A 21,428-nucleotide genomic window follows, 5' to 3' on the forward strand; every position below is an offset into this window, starting at 1 on the left:
TGTACTTTCATACAGGGCGATTCTTTTTGTCTGAAATGAGTGAAACCTCATTGTATTTCATCCGTAGACAATATAAAGAGCTCTTTTGAAACTATCTTAGTAGTTGGCGGAGCGCGGAGAGGAGAGTATTTAAGCTCCCTTGGTAAAGGAAGGAGTGAGTTTAATGTTAAGTCCATCAAAACGGCCAAAAATAAAAATCCCGAAAACTAAAAGCGAGTGGATGTGGGACATAGCCGGTTATGCCATGTATATTGGCTCAATCATCTTTTTGCTCTTTCATTGGAGCGATATCCCCGATAAAGTACCCGCACATTATAATGCATTAGGGGAAATTGACCGGTGGGGATCCAAAACAGAACTCTTCATTTTGCCGGCTGTGGGTGTGTTTCTCTTAATATTCATGCAGTTGTTTGAGAAGTTCCCGGAATCACACAATTATCCTCAGCGATTCAATGAGCATAACGCGAAACAATTTTATTTACTCAGCCGGAAAATGATGAACAGATTGAAAAATATCTGTTTGATCATTTTTGCTAGCATTCTATATGAATCTGTTTCTATCGCTTTAGGTTGGGGTGAGGGGCTAGGAGTATGGTTTTTACCGTTGACCCTATTTGGGTGCTGTTTATCCTATTGTTTCATACTTAATTCAGCAGAAAAAAATAAAATAATGGTTAGGTGAATTTTTGGGTAAGGAAAGGTTACTTAGCGGGGCCTTCCTTAGGTGATTTCATCAGTTTTAGAGGCTTATCTCATTTACGGGCTTTACTGGCCAAAATCTAAGGCAATTCCTCATTTCAATTGCCCTCAAACGTCATTTACGGACCAACATCCTGAGCATTTCTTCATTTCAACGGCCCGCATACTTCATTTACGGTTCGACATCCAGAGCATTTTCCTATTTCAACGGCACGCATTTACGGGCCTACATCCAGGGCTTTTCTTCATCTGAATGGCACATAAACCTCGGTTACGGGCCAATATCAAGTGCATAATCTCATCTCAATGGCCTGCAAAGTTCCTTTAATTCTCTATAAAATTAATTTTGCTCAAACACTATCTATCTTTTTATAAAAATTACCATTTTCTATCTTTTTTTGAAACTTTCTGTAAAACCGCTCGTGAAAGTAAGTAGCAGATCGTTTAGATAAGAGGAGGATTTGAAACTGTGAAAAAATTTTGGGCAATAATGATTACCAATGCTATAGGTATGCTGCTTGCGAGCTGTTCTAATAATGAAGCACAAAACAGTGAGAGTCCTCAGACTGAAAAAAGTGAACCGGCAGTCCAGAGCGCAGCCATGAGTGAAGACTCTTCTAATACACCAGTTGATATTACGGTAGGGGATCAGACCTTCCGTGTCATTTCTCTTCATGATGAAATAATGGAATATGCCGCTGCGGTTGAGAACGATGCATCGGCTGACAAAAAGGAGGTTTATAGAGAAAAGGTGGTCAGGCCGCTGAGGAAACAGGTGGCTGAGGCGGATGCTCACGTTTATGATGACTACTATTCTTTCCTTTCTCCTAATACGAATATTTCAAAGCTCAAGGAGAACGCGCAGAAATTGGCAGAGGATGAGGACCGCATTCTGCAATTGGTTGAGGAAGCCGTCATTGATGCAACAGAAAAAATGTCAGGTATAGACAAAACCATCATTATTCTCCCGGTTAATCCGGATGAGTATTTTATCATCGACAAAATGGGCGGGGTAGCAGGAGTTGCTTTGAGTCAGGATACCTTTGTCGCAAGAGTAGACCCTTCTTTTACCGATGAAGGATTGAAGCACTTGATTGCACATGAGTATCATCATACGCTGCAGACAGAAAAAAGAGCTGAGGCAGCGACCACCATTTTGGAGGCTTTTGTGATGGAAGGAAAAGCAGATGCATTTGCGAGTGAGGTGTATCCTGATTATTCAGCACCTTGGACTGAGCCGCTAAGTGAAAAGGGATGGGAAAAGCTTTTTGAAAAACTGAGGACAGAGGGAAATGCATTTGATTATAAGCTATATATGGAGTTCCTGGCTGGAAACTCAAATAGCGGTGTCACCCACTGGACAAATTATAGAGCCGGATATCAGATCACCCAAAGCTTCCTTAAGAACAATCCTGAAATCCCAGTTGAGGAATGGACGGAATTAGTTCCAAAAGAGATTATTCTCGGCAGTGAGTTCAAGGATGTTTTTGAAGAGTTTGAGCGCAGTGAAGGGTAAAGCGTTTCGCAAATTTAGAAATTTATAAGTGAAAGAGAGGGGAACGAAATGAAATTTGGACTGCTTTCGGTTGGTATAGCTTTTAGTGTTATTTTTGGTGGAGGATTTCTCATCCGCTTACTTCGGGATGGCGATTTCTTCATTGCAGAATTCTCCGGTGGAGTTTTAGGTATTATATTAACCGCCCTCAGTATCTTTATGGGTGCGAGCAAACAAAAAGAGGTAATACTGTATCGGAGCGAGGTACATCAAAATGAGAAAAAGACAAGATGATGTACTTCGCTGTCCGAGCGAGGTACATCAAAAGAGAAAAACCGCAAGAAAATGTACCTCGCTGCCTGAGACGGTAAAAAAGCAGCAAACCAATCCCATTAAGGTTGATCCGTCAATCCATCATCTACTCCATTACACCCTCGGACGTACCCACAATTTAGAAAAGTCTACGTACCCAAAATGCTTGATCTTGATATTCATGATATCCGACGAAAAGGGAATGAACCGCTTTACATAGTAGAGAGGAATCATAATCGATTGTTTAATGAGCTTCCTTTCCAGCTGCATATTAAGGGTATCCCACTCTTCAAAAGGAGTATGAGGATACTTCTCCAATAGGAGATTCAACTCCTGATTTTCCCTGACTATTTGATAAAGAGGTGAGTAACCATTTTTCAAAAAGTAATAGAAGGAGAAATCTTGATTTGATTCGAAGATCTCGCCATGAATAAAGAGGTCTACATCAAGAGTTTTTGCTTCTCTGTTCAACGTATCTGCAAAAGAGAACCATTGAATTTCAACAGGAATATTTTCTTTTTCAAAAATATCGGCAAGCCATTGAGTAGTGCTGGCTGTGTAGTTGACGCCGCGGATCACTATCGGCTCATTAAAATCAGGACAATCCACCTCTCCCGTTGTTAATTCATGGTTTTTACCAGCCATCACGCTTTTGTTGTTTGGTGTGAGCCTCGGGCTGCAGTCACCAATGGTATGGATGTTCTTATTGATGACCCAATGCAGGTATTCTCGAACTTCTTTTCTTCTGATATCACTTTGACGGCAGGTATTCATCACGATAATACCAAACCCTGAATCGCTTTCCACCTCAAAAGATTGATGCTGTTCCACAGGGGAATGGTAGATGCCGCGGAATTCGTGTGGCACCTGAATGAATTCTACCGTGTCGAGAAGAGGCCTTTCTTGAAAGTAGTCCTTAAATGCGGCAAGAGTTGTCTTCTCGGGTTTGTTTTCTTTCAATGAAAAACAGCCTGTTCCCAGGATTCCTTCTCGAGTCTCTCGATACATACTGGCGCACATCATACTTAGGAGAGGAAGGATATAACTGCAGCCTCCGGGATGATGGATGTCGAGGATAAGCGGCGTTTTCACATCAATTCTTTCCACAGGCTCCCAAATTTCTTTGTAGCGATGATGATGGCGGAGTTTTTCAATGCAAACCGCTGCATCCTTTGCGGTAAAAAGCGAGCCGTCATGAAATTGAATATCTTTTTTTAAATAAAGCCGCAGCATGGACGGCGAAGCATCCCAGCTATGTGCCAGCTCAGGCACTATTTCGCCTGTTTCCGTCAATGAGACCATTCTGTTAAAAACGTTCGCCACTAAATGGGCGCTTAGTACATCGGCAGCTTGGAGAGGATGGACGGAAAAGAAAGGGTAGCGTTTGGGGACGATTAATTTGTCCTGAGATTCTTGTACAAATCCAAGCTTTGTTTGAAATTTATTCATCAGCCGCATCTTACTGTCGGTCGACCAATCATACATCAAGTAGCGGCTGCTCCGTTCAACGGGCTCCTGGTCGATCCGCATCAGAGCTTTTTCTTCAAAAATAACTTCTACATCTTTTATCCATTTAAGTTTGGAAACATTTCCACGGCCGAGGCCAGGGGTAAAAGTAAACCACCCTTCTTCCTTCCACTTTTTCAGATAACGACCCGACTGTTTAGGGCTGAGTTGTAGAGTTTTTGAGATTTCTTCGGTACTGAGGTTTCCACTCGGAAAATGTCTCCAGAGAGTGAGTAATTTATCATCCATTATTTCTTCCTCCTAAAAGGGGACATCATTTGTTTAATTGTCTATTTTTAAAACTAGTAGTCTAGTTTACTATACAGTATACAAGGGGAGGGAAACAACATGAAATGGAAGGAACTACCTAGAAACATTAAAGTACGGATGATTACATCATTTTTTAACAGAGCTGTTTCCTCGGCAGTCATGCCGTTCATGGCACTATTTTTTGCAGGGGAATTGGGAAAGGTATGGGCAGGAGCATTCTTGATCATTACGGTAGTGGTCGGATTTTTCATCAACCTGGTTGGCGGATATATTTCTGATCGCTTTCCGCGTAAAAAGGTCCTGCTTGCGACATCTTGGCTGAATGCATTGTTTTTTCTCATCATGACGATCAGCTTATTTCCAGAGAGTAAATTCATCGTCCTGTTTGCTATTGCTTACATAGGTTTTATCATAACAAGCAGTCTCGGGCGTCCGGCGATGCATGCGATTATTATTGATTCGACCACACCGGAAAATAGAAAAGCTGTCTACGCATTGGATTACTGGCTGATTAATCTTTCCATGGCCATCGGGGCTGCGCTTGGCGGGCTTCTTTATTTGAATCATCAGATAGAGCTCTTTATGATGCTGACCTTTACATCCACTACAATTCCAATTGCTTATGGCATTTGGCTGCAGGACAATTTCAAGGATCAGCTGAAGAAACAGCATAAGAATGTATTCATAGATTTGGTGAACAATTATCGAATCGCGTTTAAAGATTCAGCCTTTGTGAAGGTGGTCGCTGGATCCACATTCATTTTCGCAGCGGAATTTTCCTTGAACAGTTATATCGGCATCCGGCTTGCCGAAACGTTCAACGCTGTTAATATAGGCAGCTTTGAGATTGCCGGTGTCAGAATGCTGAGTATCTTGAATATCGAGAACATGCTTCTGGTCGTATGCTTTACCTTTATCGTGAACCGCTTCACTGACAAGTTCAATAAGAAAAACTCCTTGCTTATTGGACTCATTTTATATGGTATCGGATACGTGACGGTAACATCAGCTAATACCTGGTACATGCTTATTGCCTTCAATCTGATTGCAACGATGGGGGAATTGATTTACTCACCAATCCGCAATGCAGAACAGGCCAATATGATCCCAGATGACAAGCGGGGATCCTACTCTGCGTTTTCTAATTTGTCGTTCAGCGGTGCTGATTTGATTGCGAGATCTACCATTATCATCGGGGCGTTCCTGGTGCCGACGATGATGTCTGTCTACATAGGAGTCATCATCATGTTTGGGATTGTTTTAATTTACACAGGGCTGTTTGCACGAAATTGGAAGGTCGGAAAGCTGATTAGGGAAGATGTAGGTGCTGCGGAATAGAATTTTTTAAAAAAAATTTTATTCAGCTGTTTTACTTGTGAAGCGATAACCGATCTTGCTTAGAAACATTGAAATTATCAAGATCACCTGCAGTATTTCTCCACACAAAAGGGCCGGCTCCGATAAGAGTCAGTCCTTTTGTGTTTTTATTGTTTTTCACACAAAAAAAATCACCAAGTCAATTCCCCAGCTTAAAGCGATCAAAGAGGTGAAAATATAGACGATTCCCAGAGTTCTTTCTTGTTTTTTCCGTAGTTCACTTATCCCTGAAATTAGTGTAAGGATTCCTGATCCAAACAATACAAAGGGAAGCAGCGTGTCATTATTCGTTAAGAGTCCAAAGAATGAAAGCACTGTTACTATTAAAGCAAAAAGAACTAAATATTTATTCAATCGATTACCTCCAAAAAAAATCATTATGAACCCTCAACTCAGTTATATCCTTAATTCATTGGTGGAATTAAAGAAGATGTAAAATTACTAGAATAATTAGAAATTAATAATTATCTATATGTTAACATATCTTTTGGAACTTTTTTCGCTGATATCTTCATCCCCTCCAACAATGAAATACAACTTGTGAATGGGGAACTTTCAATCAAAATAGGAGATTTCAAGAGTGATGGTCATTCAAATTACGTGAAACGGACTGCATTGAGACCGATTGTGAATTCAACCATTTGAATCTTTTTTGTCAGTGTTTTTTATTAAATACCATTGCGATAACTTGGAATTTTTGAAATAATTGGAATACAATTATAAAATGGTTGCAGAATATTGGTTTATGGACCATAAGATCTGTAAAACTAAGATGAAGTGGTGTCAAGAAAGCCACTTTCCTTAAATCAGCAAGGAGGAAGGATCTTGGAAAATATCAAACCTAAAATTATGATTCTCGGTACCTTTCATATGCGTTATACCCCGGACCTGTACAGAGTGGAAGCGGATGATTTGTTAAGCGATAAACGGCAGAAAGAAATCAAAGAAGTGGTTGAGAAGGTTAAGCGATTTCGTCCCACAAAAATAGCTTTTGAAGTGGTCAAGGAGGAAGAAGGGGAGCTAAACAGGGAATATCAACTGTATGTAAACGGAGAGATGGAAGCCAAGATGGATGAAGTACATCAATATGGTTTCAGACTGGCTTCTGATTTGGAACATGAAAATGTATATGCGGTTGATTGGATGGAAAGCGTTGGCAACAGAGGGATTGGCCAGGTTTTTCAATGGGCGGAGAAAGAACAGCCTGAACTTTTTAAATACATAAACGAAGAGTACCGTACAAGTCAGGAGAATGATTATAAAAATTCAACTATTGGAGAGTTGATGAGGAATATCAATAAGAGGGATTCGACAAGAAAAGACCACGAAAAGTATATGGCTGTCGCACGGATAGGAAGTTCACATGACTATGTCGGGATTGATTGGCTGCGTTGGTGGTATCAGCGGAATTTAATCATTTATGCCAATTTGGCTGAACTGGCAGTCTCCTCAACTGACAGAATACTTTTGATCATAGGGTCTGCACACGTCCATTTGATCTCACAATTCCTTAACGAAAGCGGCATGTTTGAGGTGGTTACTGCTGAAGACTATCTTTAGCTCCACTCATCCAAAAAACCTTGCTATTTATAGAAGGATGGACATCCATTGAACAGGAAAGTATTCTTTGCTCTTATCATTTTGCTTCTCGCAGGATGCACGAATAATGAACCCAGTGAAGAAGCTTCAGATTTTTTTAAAAAGGAATCTGTAGATGACTCCTATAAAGTCATCAAGAAAGAAGAACAAATGCCAGTAAGTACTGCGTTGGAAAACGTATCTTTTGTTCCGAAACTATTGAATGAAGAATCATTCCCTTCCAGGTAAAGAAAAAGGGAGCAAGGGTAACCCGGGAGGTAGAAGGCACCGAATTGATACAGTTAGAGTATGGAGGACTGAACTATTAAATTGATTTACTAGTAGAAAACGAAATGATTATGAAGAGAGACCCTTCCGCGGACTATGAGGAAGGGATTTTAGAGAACGGCAGATCAGCCTATTATGCAGAGGATAAAGACAACCATCATATAACTTGGATGGAAAAAAATTTGACGTACTAGATGCTCGTGAATTATAAGATGGGAACAGGTTCCACACCAGAAAAGATTTCAAAAGAAGAGATTATAAAAATGGCTAATGAGTTGAAGTAATGATTAATGAAGGAAAGGAGAACGTCTATGAAATATGCAGTATCAGTAACCGATACGTCAAGGATTAATGAAATTGAGAAAAGCGGACAGGAGCTGCTTAAAAAACTTGCAGAATTTGCTGTGTCCTTAAAAGCAATTTGTTCCTTTCATATGCCCAGAGGAATTGTCTTTCATGATTTAACCTCAGCTACCCAGCTATACTCTACCATTCCGTTACCGGCCTACACTTCGAGGGATTTAATTCACTTTACACCCCTTATAGAGACATGGAAAGACATATTCATTACGACTGCTAAGGGAGTTAATAAAGCTGAAAAATATTATTCAAAACTTGATTTAAATGATATAGCCGTCATTGCAGCCCATGAATTTACTCATCATGCAGATTTTTTTCATTCTGAATTTGAAGATTTGGACGAGGAAAATATGTGGTTTGAAGAGGGCATGTGTTTTTATCTTCCAAGGAAGCTGATTTTATCGGAAGAAAAGCAAGCTGAAATTATGAAGGTAGAATCAAAATTAATCGAAAAGTATAAAGGGGATTACGGAGAATACAGCTTAAGTTATTTTGGTGAAGCCGCAGTTGAACATTCTGATGAATTTCAATATGCATCAGCTTTTTATGATTATTGGAGAAGCACCTTAGTCGTTGAAACCCTTATTGAGAGATACTGTCAAAATAATGTAGGGATACTAATTAATCATTATAAGGAGTGGGTAGATGGAGAGAGGAAAGTTAATCTTCAGAAACATTTCATAGAAGTCTTCAATTTGTCTGATGAAGAGGCAGCCAGGATGTGGTTGATCAATAGAAGACCAAGTGTTCATAATGAGCAGTAATTGAGAGAAGGAAGAATTAGATGTTTTTGAAGCGATAGTAAACCATATATTTTTTTAGTGTTAATTTATGATTTCAAGAGTGGCACACTTATTTAGAATCCGATTAATCGCTTAGATGAGTTAGATAGAAAAGATAGGTGATTTATGAAATAGAAAAACCAGAAATTGACCAGTTATCGTCGGTATCTGGTTTTTTGTCGTGCTTGAATTTATAGTCGAGGCCACTATAACCTATATTCTCTTTGTCAATAGAAAGGAAGTGATTTAACAAAATAGGCAATTATTGGTTGCTAAAGTTTGAACAAAGACAATAATCCTATATAAAATGCAAAGGATACCTTACATTAAGGATATAATACCAAAGGAGATTTTTGGAAATGCTGAATAATTCTGTTCGCGAGTTACGAGCAAGGTTTCGTTTGACTCAACAAGATTTGGCTGAGAGGACAGGTGTCACGAGACAAACCATAGGACTCATTGAAAAAGGGGACTACGCGCCGTCCATCACGCTTGTCCTAAAGATTTCTCATGTTTTTGCGGTTCCGGTAGAGGAAATTTTCCGTTTAGAAGGAGAGAGATAGCTTTGTTAAAGAGAACGTATCAGTCACCATTATTTAATTGTTTATTAATATTTTTCTTAGCTCTCATTATAATCGGCGAACATTATGCAGCCCACATACCATCCTGGCTGATCATAGATCCAATGGTTTTGGGAATACCGATTTTAATCATCATCGCTGTTATTCCTTTTTATAATAGAAGGAATCCCGGGGACAAGATCAAGCCAAGTGTCATTCCGATGGAACTCAGGGAAGAGGATGAAGGGATGCAGTGGCTGACTTTCAAAGCGACAAGAAAGGTTTATATCTTTTATGCTTTCGCCATTCCCTTAGGCATAGCTTTAACGGCCTATTTCAATCACCTGCCTTATTTTTCTATTATTCTACTCGCTGTTATGGGGATTGTTCAGTACTTGATTTATTGGCTGCAGATGAAGAAATTCCAGTAAGGAAGTGGTCCTGTGGATACTCAGCTTATTATATCGATTGTCCTTTTAATTACAGCAGCAGAAATCTTTGCGGTCGTCCTTTTTGTGAAAAAAAGGCGCGGCGATATTGAAGGAAATCCTTTTATTACGCTTATAAAAAAAGAGTGGCTGCTGCTGTTTTACGCTTTTTTTTGGTGGAGAAGGAAAGGAAAAGAGAAGCCTGGCGTCCAAACCTTTGCCTATCATAAAGGCTCCCTGTACTTCTGGTTATTCCTGGCTCTGCTTCATGAACAGGTCATCGAAGGAATCGTCTTTCATATTTATTTAAAAGAAGTCGATCCTCTGAGAGCCAACATTCTTCTTGTTCTTCACGTTTACAGTATTCTTTATATGTTAGGAGATTATAATCTTGTCAGAAACTCTCCTATAGAAATCATAAAGAATAAAGTGCGAATGAAGATTGGAGCAAGGAGGGAGTTGACGTTCCATGTTAAAGATATAAAAGTCATCCAGCCGGCGAAGGTGCAGTACCATAAAAGCGGGGGAATGGTTCATGAGAAAAAGGTCTTCCATGCAGGAGCCCTTCCCAGGGTACTCACCAGGATATTCGGGGTTACTGATGAGCTGAAATATGAAATTATTTTCAAAAACCCCATTTATGCCAGAGGGTATTTCGGTCAAAAGAAAGAAGTTACGAAAGCATTGATCTACATGGATCAGCCGGAACCTTTTGTAGAAGCGTTAGAGCAAAACATGGTGACTTATAAAGAAGTAGGAAAGCTTTTTCCTGCAGAGGAGGTTAGGGAGAAGAAACGACCTCTCATCAATTGGAAAGTTTACTTCATCCTGCTTTTTCTCAACGTATTAGGTGCACTCGCCATTGCTCCATACGCTATGGCCAGGGAAAACTATCATGAACTCATGGGTCTCAGTCAATGGGCGTTCATGCTGTATTATGTTGTACAGGTATAGCTGGAAGCGGGAATTCTGCTGTTCATTGCACTTTGGCTGGCAAAACGAACAGGAGTCAAGATTCCTATCATTGATTCGATGGCCGGCCAAGGAGGAACCGTTAGTAACTTACGAAAGAAAGTTGTTGTTTCGGCCTTTTACGGAGCGGCAGCAGGTACGGCGATTATCATTTTCAGTTTACTCGTTTCTGAAAAACTTGGAGTGGATAATTCTTCTCTTAACGAACCCTCATGGTGGCTGGGTATATTGGGTTCCTTTGGAGCAGCAGTCAATGAAGAATAATATTCCGTCTGTTTCTTATTACTTTTTTAATCTGGCTGTTCATGAAATTCAAAAAAGGCCGCACTGCCTCACTTAATAAATGGTCAGCTATCCTTCTTTCTTCTCTTGTTTTCGGATTGATGCACTTCAGTGTCGCTTCCTCTGCTTTTGAAATGACTTTAGGGATTTTTGCAAGCATGCTGATCATTAATGGAATAGGCGGCATTATATTTGGAGCGCTGTTTGTATATTTAGGCCTGGAATTTGCGATTATTGCTCATTTTACAGCGGATATAACACTGCACGTAATTGGACCTTTTATTGCAGAAGTAATTACATAAGGGGAGTGAAAAGAGTTGGAGAATAACATAGAGGTAAAGAGCTCAGGAATTGCGGTGGTGCTGCTGCAGAAATCAGAAACCGGCTGCAAGGTATTATTGTTAAAAAGAAATTCAGAAGTGTTAAGAGGGGCATGGTGTTATATAGGCGGAAGCATTGAACAAGGGGAAAAGGCATGGCAAGCAGCGTTAAGAGAAATTCATGAGGAAACCGGACTTGAGGATGTGGTGCTCTACACCTCCAATAAGTTCGACCAGTTTTATTCACCAGCTGAGAATTATATTTACCTGGCTCCGGTCTTCGTGGGGTATGTGGATGAAAAGCACGAGGTCATTTTAAATGAAGAGCATAGTAATTTTAAATGGTTCTCATTTGAAGAAGCAATAGAAACAGCGTCCTTACCCGGAAATGATGATGTACTGAGGTTCATTGAAAAGCATTTTGTGCAAAAAGACCCTTCAGAATACTTACTGATTGGTTCAAAAATTCACCAATTCACCAACCTGGAAAGGACATGAGACATTTGCGGAGCAGCTTTTGTACATTTGGGACAGATGCCCAAGCCAAACCCAATTTCCTACATATAAAATAGTGTAGAGATATATAGGAAATGGAGGTAAAATGTATGTACTACAGAGGCCCTCATCAACCGCAAAATCAACGTTTCTTTGGATTTGGATTCGGCTTGCCATTCTTAGGAGGATTGGCAGGAGGTTTGTTAGGTTCTGCGCTTATAGGTCCCAGACCGTTTTACGGATATCCGCCGCCACCACCACCGCCATGGGTTGGTCCGCCAAGACCTTGCTGCCCGCCTGGTTATGGGTATCAATACTGATTAGAGATAAAGAGGCTGGACACTTTTGTCCGGCCTTTTCTGTTTTATCACGGGATAGAATATGACGGGATGAAAGAAAAGGATTCCACTTTTCTGAAAATAGAATTCCTTTTATAAACATTTTCTGGAAATTGATGTAACGAAGAAATCATTCTAACCCAAGAGAGGGAGAGAAGCATATGCTATGGACCTTTATTTTTATGGTAGTGATTTTTAGCATATTAGGATTTTTAGTCAGTTTACTATCCGTAAAGAAACATCGAAGTGAGAAGATAACACAAGAAGAGGAAAGGGTGAAAAATAATCATTGGTGGGGCGGGTGAGACTTATTATTTCATGTTGAGAACATAATTATAATCCATACCAGGAAATCCAGTACCTGTTGGGAAGCCGCAATCTTTGCAGGAACAATGGTTTAGTGAGGAGTTTTTAAGAAAGATTCCGTTAACAATCTGATTTGCTCTGGCTGCTCAAGTACTGTCCAATGACCGCTTTCTTTTACCTCAATAAGCTGTGCATTCTTTAAGTGTTTCATTACATTTCTATGTATATAATCTGGAGTAAGAATATCGTGTGTTCCCTGGGCAATAAGAATAGGTAAACAATTAATCTTATGAATAACAGGAAGCAAATTGAAGTTCTTTTCAATGTCTCTGCTAATTTGATGAAGTGCTTTTTTATTGTAAGGAATATCTTTTTTATTTGTTAACGCATCACCGGAAAAAACATAGTAAGGATCCAGCAAGGTGTTAACCTTTTCGGCCGTATTTACTCCTAAAACTGAAACAAGTGAATAATAACCCAGCTTCAACTTTTTATAGAGTCCTAGTTTTTGAATAAGGGCCTCTTTAAAAGTGTGATAGTGCTCAGAAGACAAGCCCAAAACAGCTGTCAGAACGAGCTTATGAATATTGGAGGGATACCTGGCTGCGTAAGATAGAGCCAGGATACTTCCCCAGGACTCTCCGAATAACGCCACTTTTTCCAAGTTTAGTGCTTTTCTTAATGATTCAAGATTATCGATTTCATCTTCAATGGAGTAGTGATCTCCTGGTAGCTTTTCTGATTGACCACAGCCAGCTTGATCATATAATATAATTTGATAATATTCGGCTAATGGCTCAATATGTGGTAAAAAGTACTCGAGACTGCCGCCGGGCCCTCCATGAAGGAAAATAATAGGCTCCCCATGTCCTTTCACTTTAACAAATAATGATTTACCATTTATCTCAATGAATTTCTCTTCCAAAACTACACTTCCTTAAGAACTGCGACTCAGTCAAGCAGTTTTTTATTAATAAAAAAATACAAGGCTGTCAGGAGCAATAGCATCGCCCCCATAAACACTGTTCCCTCATGGGAGTAGTCAACCATACTATTGAAAACCACAATAACACCAAGAGGGAGGAAGTACCCCAATCCCGTAACTGTTCCCAGTAAAGACTTGTTTTTTATCATCTTCTTATTAAAACCTACAAGTAATTTGGTTTGTTTCTTAACACCTATCAAGTAAGAAACCACTAAAAAAGCTATTCCAATTACAAGTAACCCATAGTCCATTACTTACCGCCTCCTTAATGGTTCTTACGGATTAGCTGAAGCAAAGTTTCAAGTATACAGAAAAAGTGTATTTCATAATCTCTTAGCGTTAGTGGAAGGATCATACATAATTACATGGATAGCTGCAAAAAATGTAAGGTGATTGATGAGAAATAAGGGGGACATTATGAAGTTATCTAGTGAGGAACAAGCAGTTATCGAGAAGGCATTGAAGTCAGCATATGGTCTAACAACGGATCAAGAAGAGTTGAAATTGCATCAGGAACTACTTGAAAAATTGCAAGCCGGCGAGAATAGCCAGACACCTGCAAACGAAGACGGCTTCCGGTATGATTACGATGATTCATCTGATGTTTGAATTAGTTTAGGATAAGTGAGTTTCACAAGAAGCGTTTTCTATTTAACCGCTCCATTTTTTTGGATTCCTCTGATTATTTGGTGCGCTTCCCGGATGATCGTACCGTTTTCTTAGGCTTCCTTAGAGTTAATGGTACGTTTCCTTGGTAATCGTACCGTTTTCTTAGGCTTTTTTTAGAGTTAATGGTATGTTTCCTTATTCATCCTGCCGTTTTCTTAGGCTTCCTTAGAGTTAGTGGTACGTTTCCTTGTTAATCGCACCGTTTTCTTTGGCTTCCTCAAAGTTAATGGTAGGTTTCCTTATCAAAACGTTCGGTTTTCTTTGAGTTCCTCTGATTTTTTGGTGCATTTTCTTCTAATTTCACCCTAAACTTTAAAAGTTATATCCTACAGGCAAGGTAGTTAACTAAAAATACTAAATAAATCTCAAAAACACACCGGTTATTAATCCAGTGTGTTTTTGAGGTTTTTACAGGATTGAGTAAACTTGTCTGCCCAAAATAAGAAGAAAACGGGATCTTACTCTTTATACCTCATATATTCAAAATTGCTTGTCGGAACTTCTTTGATCACATTTCCATCAGCATCTCGGTAAATTTCATATTCTCTATAGATTTCCACAATATAACCGTCTTCCTCAAATTTCGCGTCAAAGAGATATTCCAGATTCGCTGGAATCAGCTCAGTCTGTGCTGTGTCAGGTTTGTTTTCTTCTTCAATGAAATTATTTAACTCTGCCGGTAAGAGGAGAGGTTCTGCAGGAGTTTGTGCAGCGGCCTCTTCGGATAATTCGTTTTCAAAGGAAGAATTCACTTCTTGAACATTATCTGTGAACCCATTTAGCATAAGGACTGTCCCTACTGAGAGAATAATTGCCATTGATATAAGGAATTGTTTCATAATGCTGTCCTCCCATCACATTCTATATATAAAATATGGTTTGTCCGAATAGAAAATGACTGAAAATAGAAAAAGGGTTGAAGACTTTATACCTTCAACGCGACAACGTACAAAAAGGGACTGTCCCTGTTAACACTTTAATGTGGTAAAGTCCGTTTTGACGGAATGGGAGAGATAAAATATGATAGAGGAAAAAGGTTTTCGGTTGGGGTGTATAAGATGAGAGTTTTGTTGGTGGAGGATGATCGCACGATTGCTGCTGGTTTGGAGTATTCTCTTCGGCAGGAAGGCTATGATATGGTTCTTTGCCATGATGTGCAATCGGCGAAACTGGAGATACGTGACAGGCTGAATGATATAGATTTATGTTTGTTTGATTTGTCCCTGCCTGATGGAAGCGGGTATGACCTTTGTGAATTGGTGAAGAAGCACGAGGACAAGCCTGTCATTTTTCTGACGGCATTTGATGATGAGGTCAATGTGGTGATGGGTCTGGACATGGGGGCCGATGATTATATTACAAAGCCATTCAGGGTCCGTGAACTGCTTTCGCGGATTAAATCAGTGCTGCGCCGTTACCATAAGCAGCCGGAACAGGCGAGAACCTACATAGATATTGAGAATATCCGGATTAACAGTTTGGAAGGAAAAGTATTCAAAAACGGAGAAGAGGTACTGTTGACTGCTCTGGAATACAGGCTGTTGATGATTTTTGCCAATCATATCGGACAGGTTTTGACGCGAGCCCAGCTGCTTGACCGGATATGGGATGTGGCAGGTGATTTCGTGAACGACAATACCCTGACTGTGTATATTAAGCGATTGCGGGAAAAGCTTGAAGACAATCCTCAAAGTCCTATGATCATCAGGACCGTCCGGGGCCTGGGCTACAAGGCAGGTCAATAATATGTGGCGTAATAGGGAAATTCAATTATTTACTATAGTCATGATCCTGATAGCAGCGGTCTTCAGTGGAGCAGCAGCTTTCTTTCTTTCGGGCGCTGCTGCATTAGTAGTGCTGGCCGCCTCTGCCTTGCTTGTTGGCTGCAGTTTAATTTTCACGAAATGGAGATATCGTGAAATTGAAAAGCTCTCCGGATATTTAAGACGCATCAGCAATGGCGATTATGACTTGGATGTCCGGGACAATTACGAAGGAGAACTGAGTATTTTAAAAAGTGATATCTATAAAGTCACTTTAATGCTGTCAGAGCAGAGCTCCCATTTGGAACAGGATAAAATCAAATTAACGAATGCCATTTCGGATATCTCTCATCAATTGAAAACTCCGCTGACATCCATGACGGTGATGGCTGATTTGCTGAGTGATAAAAACCTGGAAGAGTCTAAACGAGATGAATTCACCAAGAATATAACAGTTCAATTGGAGAGGATTGAATGGCTGGTTTCTTCTCTTTTAAAAATATCGAGAATTGACGCCGGGACCGTAGTATTCAAGAAGAATGAAGTTCCTGTCCGCGATCTCATCGACAGGGCGGTACAGCCGGTGTCCATCCCTATGGATATCAAGGAGCAGGAAATTTTAAGAGAGGGAGATGACCATGTCACTTTTACTGGAGATCTCCATTGGACAGCAGAGGCATTGATCAATATCTTGAAGAACTGCGTGGAGCATACTCCTAATGGCGGAAGGATAACCATCTCATACTCGGAGAATCCTCTTTTTACCGAAATAAGGGTGAAAGATTCTGGGAAGGGAATTCCAAAAGAAGATCTTCCATATATCTTCCGGCGTTTTTATAAAGGGAGAAATGCAGGTGAAGATAGTGTAGGAATCGGCCTTGCGATGGCTTACAGCATCATTACCGGTCAGCAGGGGGATATCGAAGTCAGAAGCGAATCCGGTGTTGGATCTGAATTTATCATCAAATTTTACAGAACAGAAAGGGGATAGGCTCGTCCATTGAGGAGACGTACCTATCCTCTTAAGTGACTAAATTGTCACTTTGAAAGTCACTTGAAAGTCATCTTAGGCAGATATACTGAGGTCAACACTTAAAATATGGAGGGTTTACGATGAGTATATTACAAATAGAAAATCTGTCTAAGGTTTACGGCAAGGGAGAAACAGCGGTAAAGGCATTGGATGATGTATCGTTTTCAGTGAAGAAAGGGGAGTTTGTCGCCATCATCGGTCCATCCGGTTCTGGTAAATCCACTTTGCTTCATTTACTCGGCGGGGTGGACAGGCCAAGCACAGGAAAGGTATTGGTCGATAACACGGATATTTATCAACTTAACGAAACACAGCTGGCGATATTCAGGCGCAGGCAGATTGGCTTAATCTATCAATTTTATAACTTGATACCGATCCTGACTGTTGAAGAAAACATGACGCTGCCGATGCTTCTGGACGAACACAAAGTGGATCAAAAGCAGTTCAATGACATTGCCTCCACTCTTGGTTTAACCAACCGCCTGAGTCACCTTCCCAACCAGCTTTCCGGCGGCCAGCAGCAGCGTGTATCAATCGGCAGGGCACTAATCAGCAATCCGGCGATCATACTGGCAGATGAACCGACAGGCAACCTCGACAGTAAAAACAGCAATGAAATCATGGAACTTTTAAAAATGTTCAATAAGACATATAACCAGACATTGATCGTCATCACCCACGATGAACGGATTGCCCTGCAGGCCGACCGCGTAATTGAAATCAACGATGGAAAAGTCGCCAAGGACGAGGTGATCCGTCCATGAACATCATCAATAAACTGACATTGAGGCATTTGAAGGAAAACAAGAGAAGAACACTCGTAACGATCATTGGTGTCATCATCTCAGTTGCAATGGTGACCGCAGTCGCTACGCTCGGTGTCTCATTTCTTGATCTGCTTCAGAGGCAGTCCATTGCAGACAATGGTGAGTGGCATGTTCAATATAAAAATGTCACTAGCGAACAAGTTGAAGAGATACAAGAGGATGAGAATACTAAAGACTTGATTCTATCTAATGACGTTGGATACGCGAAGCTGGAAGGGGCAGAAGACACAGACAAGCCCTATCTATTTTTTAAAGCATATAACTCCCAAGGAATGGAACAGTTTCCGATTGAATTAAGCAGCGGCCGGCTTCCCCAAGCTGAAGATGAAGTTGTCATTTCTGAAGAAATAGCTGCAGACACTGGAATTGAATATAAAATCGGCGATGAAATGACTGTAAATATCGGTAATAGGCTCTTGGGAGGCGAGAGTGAACCCTTGTCACAGGATTATTCGATTCAGAGGGATGAGAACGGAATTAGTGAAACTCTGGAAGTAACCTCCACGGAAACCTTCACAGTTGTTGGAACAATCGAAATGCCAACCTGGGAAAATTCATGGTCACCAGGGTATACAGTAATTAATTATATTGACGCTGAAAATTTAGGGCAATCTTCAGAAGCTGATGCCATTGTCGTGTTAGATGAAATAAACGGTTCACTATTCGAACAGGCTCAAAAACTGGCGGAGCAAATTGGTGTTGAGAAAATCGGGTTCAATGATGAGCTTTTACGTTTCTATGGTGTAACAGATAGTGGAAATCTGAGAACAACCATGTTCTCCTTGGCAGGCATTATTATTGCGGTGATCATTATTGGATCGGTATCGCTGATTTATAATGCGTTCGCGATCAGTGTTTCTGAGAGAGCTAGGCATTTGGGGATGCTTTCCAGTGTTGGGGCGACCAAGAAGCAAAAGAGAAACTCGGTCTTTTTTGAAGGTGCAGTAATCGGGCTTATCAGTATTCCGATTGGAGTCTTGGCTGGTGTAGGCGGTATTGCGTTGACATTCATGTTCATCAACTCTTTTTTAGAAGAGGCATTAGGGACAACGGAAAAGCTTGTAGTTGTAGTAACACCATCCTCCATTTTCGCAGCCTGCTTAATCTCGATATGCACTATTTTTATCTCTACCTACGTGCCGGCACGAAAGGCATCAAGAGTTTCTGCGATTGATGCGATCCGCCAGACACAGGATATTAAATTATCACGGAAAACAGTTAAAACATCCAAGCTCTTAAGGAAAATATTCGGCTTGGAAGCTGAAATCGGGATGAAAAATGTCAAAAGGAATAAAAAGAGATACTATGCCACTCTCTTTTCGCTTGTCATCAGTATTATTCTTTTCCTATCTGTTTCATTTTTTACAGATAATTTAAGCAGGTCGGTTGAGATGTCACAAATGAATATTGACTACGATATTTTGGTGGCAGGAAGCAAAGGGGATACATCCCTATTAGAACCTTTAGTGGACTTGGAAGCTGTGACGGATTATAGTATCCAAAAAAAAGTCCAGCTAACATCATTGGTCGAAGAGGATAAATTTCCTGAAGCATTGAAAGAATTGATTAAGCAGGATGAGCAAATTGAACTACAGGACGGAAAGTACCAATACTACATCAATCTGTATGGATTGAATGAAGAGAGTTTTAAAAAGTATGCCGAAAAAGTTGGGACGGATGAGGCAGCTTATAGGAATTCAGAGGATCCCAAGGCAATTATTATAGAGGATTTAGCCTATCAGGACTTTGCAACTTCCAGGTTTATTGAAACAGCCTCTATAAATGCAAATCCTGGAGATTCAATTGAACTCCTCTTTACGAATTATGAAACAAACGAAGTCACCTCATTAGGAAATGTTGAGATCGGAGCAATGACAGGAGAAATGCCTACGGGCAGCAATACAGCAGGCCTCGGCGGATTGGATATTGTCGTGCCAATGGAGACGCTGGAAAGTATCGTAAAAGATCAGGCGCTGGATCAAGTGGACGCCAGCCTTTACCTTAACAGCAGTGATGCTGATAAAACCCAGGAAGCACTAGAAGAAGTTGCCCCCTCTTCACTTTATATTTACAATGTTGTACAAAATAGAGAACGTGAACAGCAGTTGATTATGTTTTTATCTGTCTTTACCTACGGGTTTATCGCGTTAATTTCATTAATTTCGATAGCTAATATCTTTAACACTATTTCTACCAGCATTTCACTGAGAAAAAGAGAATTTGCGATGCTGAAGTCAGTCGGCATGACGCCGAAGGGATTTAACAAAATGATCAATTACGAGAGTATCTTCTATGGAGTGAATGCGCTGTTGTATGGTTTGCCGATAAGCTTCGTAATCATGTACCTGATACATCTCTCAGTAAGAGAAACCTTTGAATATGGGTTCAGTGTCCCATGGCTGGATATACTGTTTGTAGTAGCAGCGATTTTCCTCATCGTCAGCTCGGCCATGCTGTATTCTATCTCCAAAATCAAGAAGCAGAACATCATCGAAGGATTGAAGCAAGAGAATATCTGAATGATAGACAGGGATGGGGCGACAAAAGCACCCATCTCTTTTTTATTGGCTGTTTTCTCAAAGATTGTTGTTTTTCACATAATTATTTCATTTGTATGTTTTGAATTTTCTGGTAGAATTATTAAAACTGACAATAATAGGAGTGAAAAAGAATGAAAGTGGAGTATTTTATAGGAATTGTCCCACCAGAAGAATATTTAGAACGAATTGAGCATTTTCAAAGTAAATGGATTAAACAATCGGGTGTAGAACCTCATATAACTTTGAAAGCACAAGGAGGACTAACTCCAGATAAAAAATGGATAGACAAAGTGCAGAAAGTGTGTGAAACTTTCAAACCTTTTCAAGTGTCATTAGATAAGCCAAAGTATTTCGGTGATAACATTTTATATTTGAGTGTTAACTCAAATAATTTACCAAAATTGCATCAAGAAATAGTGCAAGAGATTTCACCGTCAGAAGACTTAATAAAACAGTATTATGAACTTGATGCCTTTGTACCTCACTTGACTCTTGGAAAAGAACAATACGGTGGAAACATTTCTACTGGACTCTCTAAAAAGGAACTAAAAGAAATGGAAAGATTAGCGGGCAAAGAATTGACACCATATCCCCATTTTGAAGTGAACTTTATTAGAGTATATGAACTAAACATTGAAAAGCAAAGATATGAAAAGTATTCCGATATCTCTTTAAACAATTGACCTCACTGTATTGAGGTCTTTTTTATGCACTTCTCAACATTTCAACGGTTGTATAATTGGATTTCTGACACGCTGAAATTAGCATTTGCTGAACACGCTTATCAAATGCTAAGTTCTTCCCTAATTCAAGCCAACGGAACCAATAGAGGTTAGTTGTCCAAATAATGCGTTCCCACACCTTGGAAACGCTCCAACCACCCTTTTAAGCGATTGTGGAAATTATTAACGTGTTGTATATGATAAATCCCCTTCTTCACTCGCTGTTTTTGGCGTTCACTAACTGTTTCGTGCAAGAGACCTTTGAGTTTTTGCTGATGTTATGCTAGAGTCGCTTTGTGATGTTCCGATTTTATATTCTACCAGCTGTGAAGAATAAAAGTATTTTAAAGTAGGACAAGGACTGTCTTGTTCTGCTTTTTTTTCAAACATATCTACATACAATAATCTGTAGAAAGACATGGGAAAATCCATTCCACCCCTCTAATGATTGTTATTTATGGTAAAATTAGTAATGGTCACACTAATGTGCTTTGATGAGGTAACCGCATGGCTATGTTCAT

General features: G+C 40.0%; 25 protein-coding genes and 1 pseudogene. 20 read left to right on the forward strand and 6 right to left on the reverse strand.

The annotated features are described in order from the left end of the window. Positions 1-139 precede the first annotated feature (139 nt). From FZC78_RS11630 to FZC78_RS11640, 3 genes are all read left to right on the forward strand, one after another. Entirely contained in the window at positions 140-682 is a 543-nt protein-coding gene (locus FZC78_RS11630) for a DUF1648 domain-containing protein (RefSeq protein WP_252183597.1), read from the forward strand. Positions 683-1,168: 486 nt separating this feature from the next. After that, positions 1,169-2,215 (forward strand): DUF2268 domain-containing protein, encoded by a 1,047-nt coding sequence (locus FZC78_RS11635; protein ID WP_148939871.1) that lies wholly within the window; start codon positions 1,169-1,171, stop codon positions 2,213-2,215. Between the two features lie 48 nt (positions 2,216-2,263). Further along, a complete protein-coding gene (locus FZC78_RS11640; protein ID WP_148939872.1) occupies positions 2,264-2,488 on the forward strand; it encodes a hypothetical protein in 225 nt (74 codons plus the stop codon). A gap of 132 nt (positions 2,489-2,620) precedes the next feature. Here FZC78_RS11640 and FZC78_RS11645 read toward each other — a convergent pair whose 3' ends face one another. Then, the gene (locus FZC78_RS11645) at positions 2,621-4,261 is read right to left on the reverse strand and encodes an ABC transporter substrate-binding protein (RefSeq protein ID WP_148939873.1); all 1,641 of its coding nucleotides are present in this window, start codon (positions 4,259-4,261) and stop codon (positions 2,621-2,623) included. A gap of 99 nt (positions 4,262-4,360) precedes the next feature. Here FZC78_RS11645 and FZC78_RS11650 point away from each other — a divergent pair, with 99 nt between their 5' ends. Continuing rightward, positions 4,361-5,620 carry an MDR family MFS transporter gene (locus FZC78_RS11650; protein WP_148939874.1) on the forward strand — a complete coding sequence of 420 codons (1,260 nt, stop codon included), beginning with the start codon at positions 4,361-4,363 and terminating at the stop codon, positions 5,618-5,620. A 156-nt stretch (positions 5,621-5,776) separates the two neighbouring features. Here FZC78_RS11650 and FZC78_RS11655 read toward each other — a convergent pair whose 3' ends face one another. Next, a complete protein-coding gene (locus tag FZC78_RS11655) occupies positions 5,777-6,013 on the reverse strand; it encodes a DUF3953 domain-containing protein (protein WP_187444911.1) in 237 nt (78 codons plus the stop codon). A 471-nt stretch (positions 6,014-6,484) separates the two neighbouring features. On the opposite strand from FZC78_RS11655, the gene FZC78_RS11660 reads away from it, so the two are divergent. The 10 genes from FZC78_RS11660 to FZC78_RS11705 all read left to right on the forward strand — a co-directional run bounded on the left by FZC78_RS11660 (position 6,485) and on the right by FZC78_RS11705 (position 12,044). After that, complete coding sequence (locus tag FZC78_RS11660) at positions 6,485-7,219, forward strand: DUF5694 domain-containing protein (RefSeq protein ID WP_252183598.1); 735 nt, start codon at positions 6,485-6,487, stop codon at positions 7,217-7,219. A gap of 48 nt (positions 7,220-7,267) precedes the next feature. Next, positions 7,268-7,486, forward strand: coding sequence for a hypothetical protein (locus tag FZC78_RS11665; protein ID WP_148939876.1), 219 nt, complete (start codon positions 7,268-7,270; stop codon positions 7,484-7,486). Positions 7,487-7,836: 350 nt separating this feature from the next. After that, positions 7,837-8,649: a hypothetical protein gene (locus tag FZC78_RS11670; protein WP_148939877.1), complete on the forward strand. Its 813-nt coding sequence runs from the start codon at positions 7,837-7,839 to the stop codon at positions 8,647-8,649. A gap of 377 nt (positions 8,650-9,026) precedes the next feature. Further along, on the forward strand, positions 9,027-9,230 hold the full coding sequence (locus tag FZC78_RS11675) for a helix-turn-helix transcriptional regulator (protein WP_148939878.1): 204 nt from the start codon (positions 9,027-9,029) through the stop codon (positions 9,228-9,230). A 2-nt stretch (positions 9,231-9,232) separates the two neighbouring features. Beyond that, positions 9,233-9,658, forward strand: coding sequence for a hypothetical protein (locus FZC78_RS11680; protein ID WP_148939879.1), 426 nt, complete (start codon positions 9,233-9,235; stop codon positions 9,656-9,658). A 12-nt stretch (positions 9,659-9,670) separates the two neighbouring features. Further along, complete coding sequence (locus FZC78_RS11685; protein WP_148939880.1) at positions 9,671-10,609, forward strand: hypothetical protein; 939 nt, start codon at positions 9,671-9,673, stop codon at positions 10,607-10,609. A 78-nt stretch (positions 10,610-10,687) separates the two neighbouring features. Then, entirely contained in the window at positions 10,688-10,891 is a 204-nt protein-coding gene (locus FZC78_RS11690; protein ID WP_148939881.1) for a hypothetical protein, read from the forward strand. Positions 10,892-10,932: 41 nt separating this feature from the next. Beyond that, positions 10,933-11,211, forward strand: coding sequence for a CPBP family glutamic-type intramembrane protease (locus FZC78_RS11695; protein ID WP_148939882.1), 279 nt, complete (start codon positions 10,933-10,935; stop codon positions 11,209-11,211). 15 nt (positions 11,212-11,226) lie between these two features. Then, positions 11,227-11,727: an NUDIX hydrolase gene (locus FZC78_RS11700; RefSeq protein ID WP_148939883.1), complete on the forward strand. Its 501-nt coding sequence runs from the start codon at positions 11,227-11,229 to the stop codon at positions 11,725-11,727. Between the two features lie 92 nt (positions 11,728-11,819). Beyond that, the gene (locus tag FZC78_RS11705; protein WP_148939884.1) at positions 11,820-12,044 is read left to right on the forward strand and encodes a hypothetical protein; all 225 of its coding nucleotides are present in this window, start codon (positions 11,820-11,822) and stop codon (positions 12,042-12,044) included. 415 nt (positions 12,045-12,459) lie between these two features. Here FZC78_RS11705 and FZC78_RS11710 read toward each other — a convergent pair whose 3' ends face one another. Beyond that, complete coding sequence (locus FZC78_RS11710) at positions 12,460-13,293, reverse strand: alpha/beta fold hydrolase (RefSeq protein WP_148939885.1); 834 nt, start codon at positions 13,291-13,293, stop codon at positions 12,460-12,462. 26 nt (positions 13,294-13,319) lie between these two features. After that, positions 13,320-13,604, reverse strand: coding sequence for a hypothetical protein (locus FZC78_RS11715; RefSeq protein ID WP_148939886.1), 285 nt, complete (start codon positions 13,602-13,604; stop codon positions 13,320-13,322). A 166-nt stretch (positions 13,605-13,770) separates the two neighbouring features. Between FZC78_RS11715 and FZC78_RS11720 the strand changes: the two genes are divergently transcribed. After that, complete coding sequence (locus FZC78_RS11720; protein ID WP_148939887.1) at positions 13,771-13,962, forward strand: hypothetical protein; 192 nt, start codon at positions 13,771-13,773, stop codon at positions 13,960-13,962. 518 nt (positions 13,963-14,480) lie between these two features. Here the strand turns inward: FZC78_RS11720 and FZC78_RS11725 are convergent. Next, the gene (locus FZC78_RS11725) at positions 14,481-14,861 is read right to left on the reverse strand and encodes a hypothetical protein (RefSeq protein ID WP_148939888.1); all 381 of its coding nucleotides are present in this window, start codon (positions 14,859-14,861) and stop codon (positions 14,481-14,483) included. Positions 14,862-15,080: 219 nt separating this feature from the next. Here FZC78_RS11725 and FZC78_RS11730 point away from each other — a divergent pair, with 219 nt between their 5' ends. The 5 genes from FZC78_RS11730 to FZC78_RS11750 all read left to right on the forward strand — a co-directional run bounded on the left by FZC78_RS11730 (position 15,081) and on the right by FZC78_RS11750 (position 20,868). Continuing rightward, positions 15,081-15,767 (forward strand): response regulator transcription factor, encoded by a 687-nt coding sequence (locus tag FZC78_RS11730; RefSeq protein WP_148939889.1) that lies wholly within the window; start codon positions 15,081-15,083, stop codon positions 15,765-15,767. Between the two features lies 1 nt (position 15,768). Beyond that, entirely contained in the window at positions 15,769-16,776 is a 1,008-nt protein-coding gene (locus tag FZC78_RS11735; RefSeq protein ID WP_148939890.1) for a sensor histidine kinase, read from the forward strand. Positions 16,777-16,898: 122 nt separating this feature from the next. Beyond that, positions 16,899-17,582, forward strand: coding sequence for an ABC transporter ATP-binding protein (locus FZC78_RS11740; protein ID WP_148939891.1), 684 nt, complete (start codon positions 16,899-16,901; stop codon positions 17,580-17,582). After that, entirely contained in the window at positions 17,579-20,164 is a 2,586-nt protein-coding gene (locus FZC78_RS11745) for an ABC transporter permease (protein WP_148939892.1), read from the forward strand. The genes FZC78_RS11740 and FZC78_RS11745 overlap by 4 nt, the downstream gene beginning before the upstream one ends. A gap of 152 nt (positions 20,165-20,316) precedes the next feature. Continuing rightward, positions 20,317-20,868, forward strand: a complete 552-nt coding sequence (locus FZC78_RS11750; protein ID WP_148939893.1) for a 2'-5' RNA ligase family protein — start codon at positions 20,317-20,319, stop codon at positions 20,866-20,868. Positions 20,869-20,890: 22 nt separating this feature from the next. On the opposite strand, the pseudogene FZC78_RS11755 reads toward FZC78_RS11750, so the two are convergent. Beyond that, a pseudogene (locus FZC78_RS11755) lies at positions 20,891-21,176 on the reverse strand (IS1595 family transposase); the annotation flags it as partial. Positions 21,177-21,428 lie beyond the last annotated feature (252 nt).

The organism is Rossellomorea vietnamensis, from assembly GCF_008180415.1.
Taxonomy (GTDB): Bacteria; Bacillota; Bacilli; order Bacillales; family Bacillaceae_B; genus Rossellomorea; species Rossellomorea vietnamensis_C.

Coding starts and splice junctions, on each gene's coding strand:
- FZC78_RS11650 (WP_148939874.1), top strand. CDS start 4,361: ATGAAATGGAAGGAACTACCTAGAAACATTAAAGTACGGATGATTACA.
- FZC78_RS11640 (WP_148939872.1), top strand. CDS start 2,264: ATGAAATTTGGACTGCTTTCGGTTGGTATAGCTTTTAGTGTTATTTTT.
- FZC78_RS11750 (WP_148939893.1), top strand. CDS start 20,317: ATGAAAGTGGAGTATTTTATAGGAATTGTCCCACCAGAAGAATATTTA.
- FZC78_RS11715 (WP_148939886.1), bottom strand. CDS start 13,604: ATGGACTATGGGTTACTTGTAATTGGAATAGCTTTTTTAGTGGTTTCT.
- FZC78_RS11675 (WP_148939878.1), top strand. CDS start 9,027: ATGCTGAATAATTCTGTTCGCGAGTTACGAGCAAGGTTTCGTTTGACT.
- FZC78_RS11725 (WP_148939888.1), bottom strand. CDS start 14,861: ATGAAACAATTCCTTATATCAATGGCAATTATTCTCTCAGTAGGGACA.
- FZC78_RS11695 (WP_148939882.1), top strand. CDS start 10,933: ATGAAATTCAAAAAAGGCCGCACTGCCTCACTTAATAAATGGTCAGCT.
- FZC78_RS11690 (WP_148939881.1), top strand. CDS start 10,688: ATGGCCGGCCAAGGAGGAACCGTTAGTAACTTACGAAAGAAAGTTGTT.
- FZC78_RS11645 (WP_148939873.1), bottom strand. CDS start 4,261: ATGGATGATAAATTACTCACTCTCTGGAGACATTTTCCGAGTGGAAAC.
- FZC78_RS11730 (WP_148939889.1), top strand. CDS start 15,081: ATGAGAGTTTTGTTGGTGGAGGATGATCGCACGATTGCTGCTGGTTTG.
- FZC78_RS11740 (WP_148939891.1), top strand. CDS start 16,899: ATGAGTATATTACAAATAGAAAATCTGTCTAAGGTTTACGGCAAGGGA.
- FZC78_RS11745 (WP_148939892.1), top strand. CDS start 17,579: ATGAACATCATCAATAAACTGACATTGAGGCATTTGAAGGAAAACAAG.
- FZC78_RS11720 (WP_148939887.1), top strand. CDS start 13,771: ATGAAGTTATCTAGTGAGGAACAAGCAGTTATCGAGAAGGCATTGAAG.
- FZC78_RS11670 (WP_148939877.1), top strand. CDS start 7,837: ATGAAATATGCAGTATCAGTAACCGATACGTCAAGGATTAATGAAATT.
- FZC78_RS11735 (WP_148939890.1), top strand. CDS start 15,769: ATGTGGCGTAATAGGGAAATTCAATTATTTACTATAGTCATGATCCTG.
- FZC78_RS11705 (WP_148939884.1), top strand. CDS start 11,820: ATGGAGGTAAAATGTATGTACTACAGAGGCCCTCATCAACCGCAAAAT.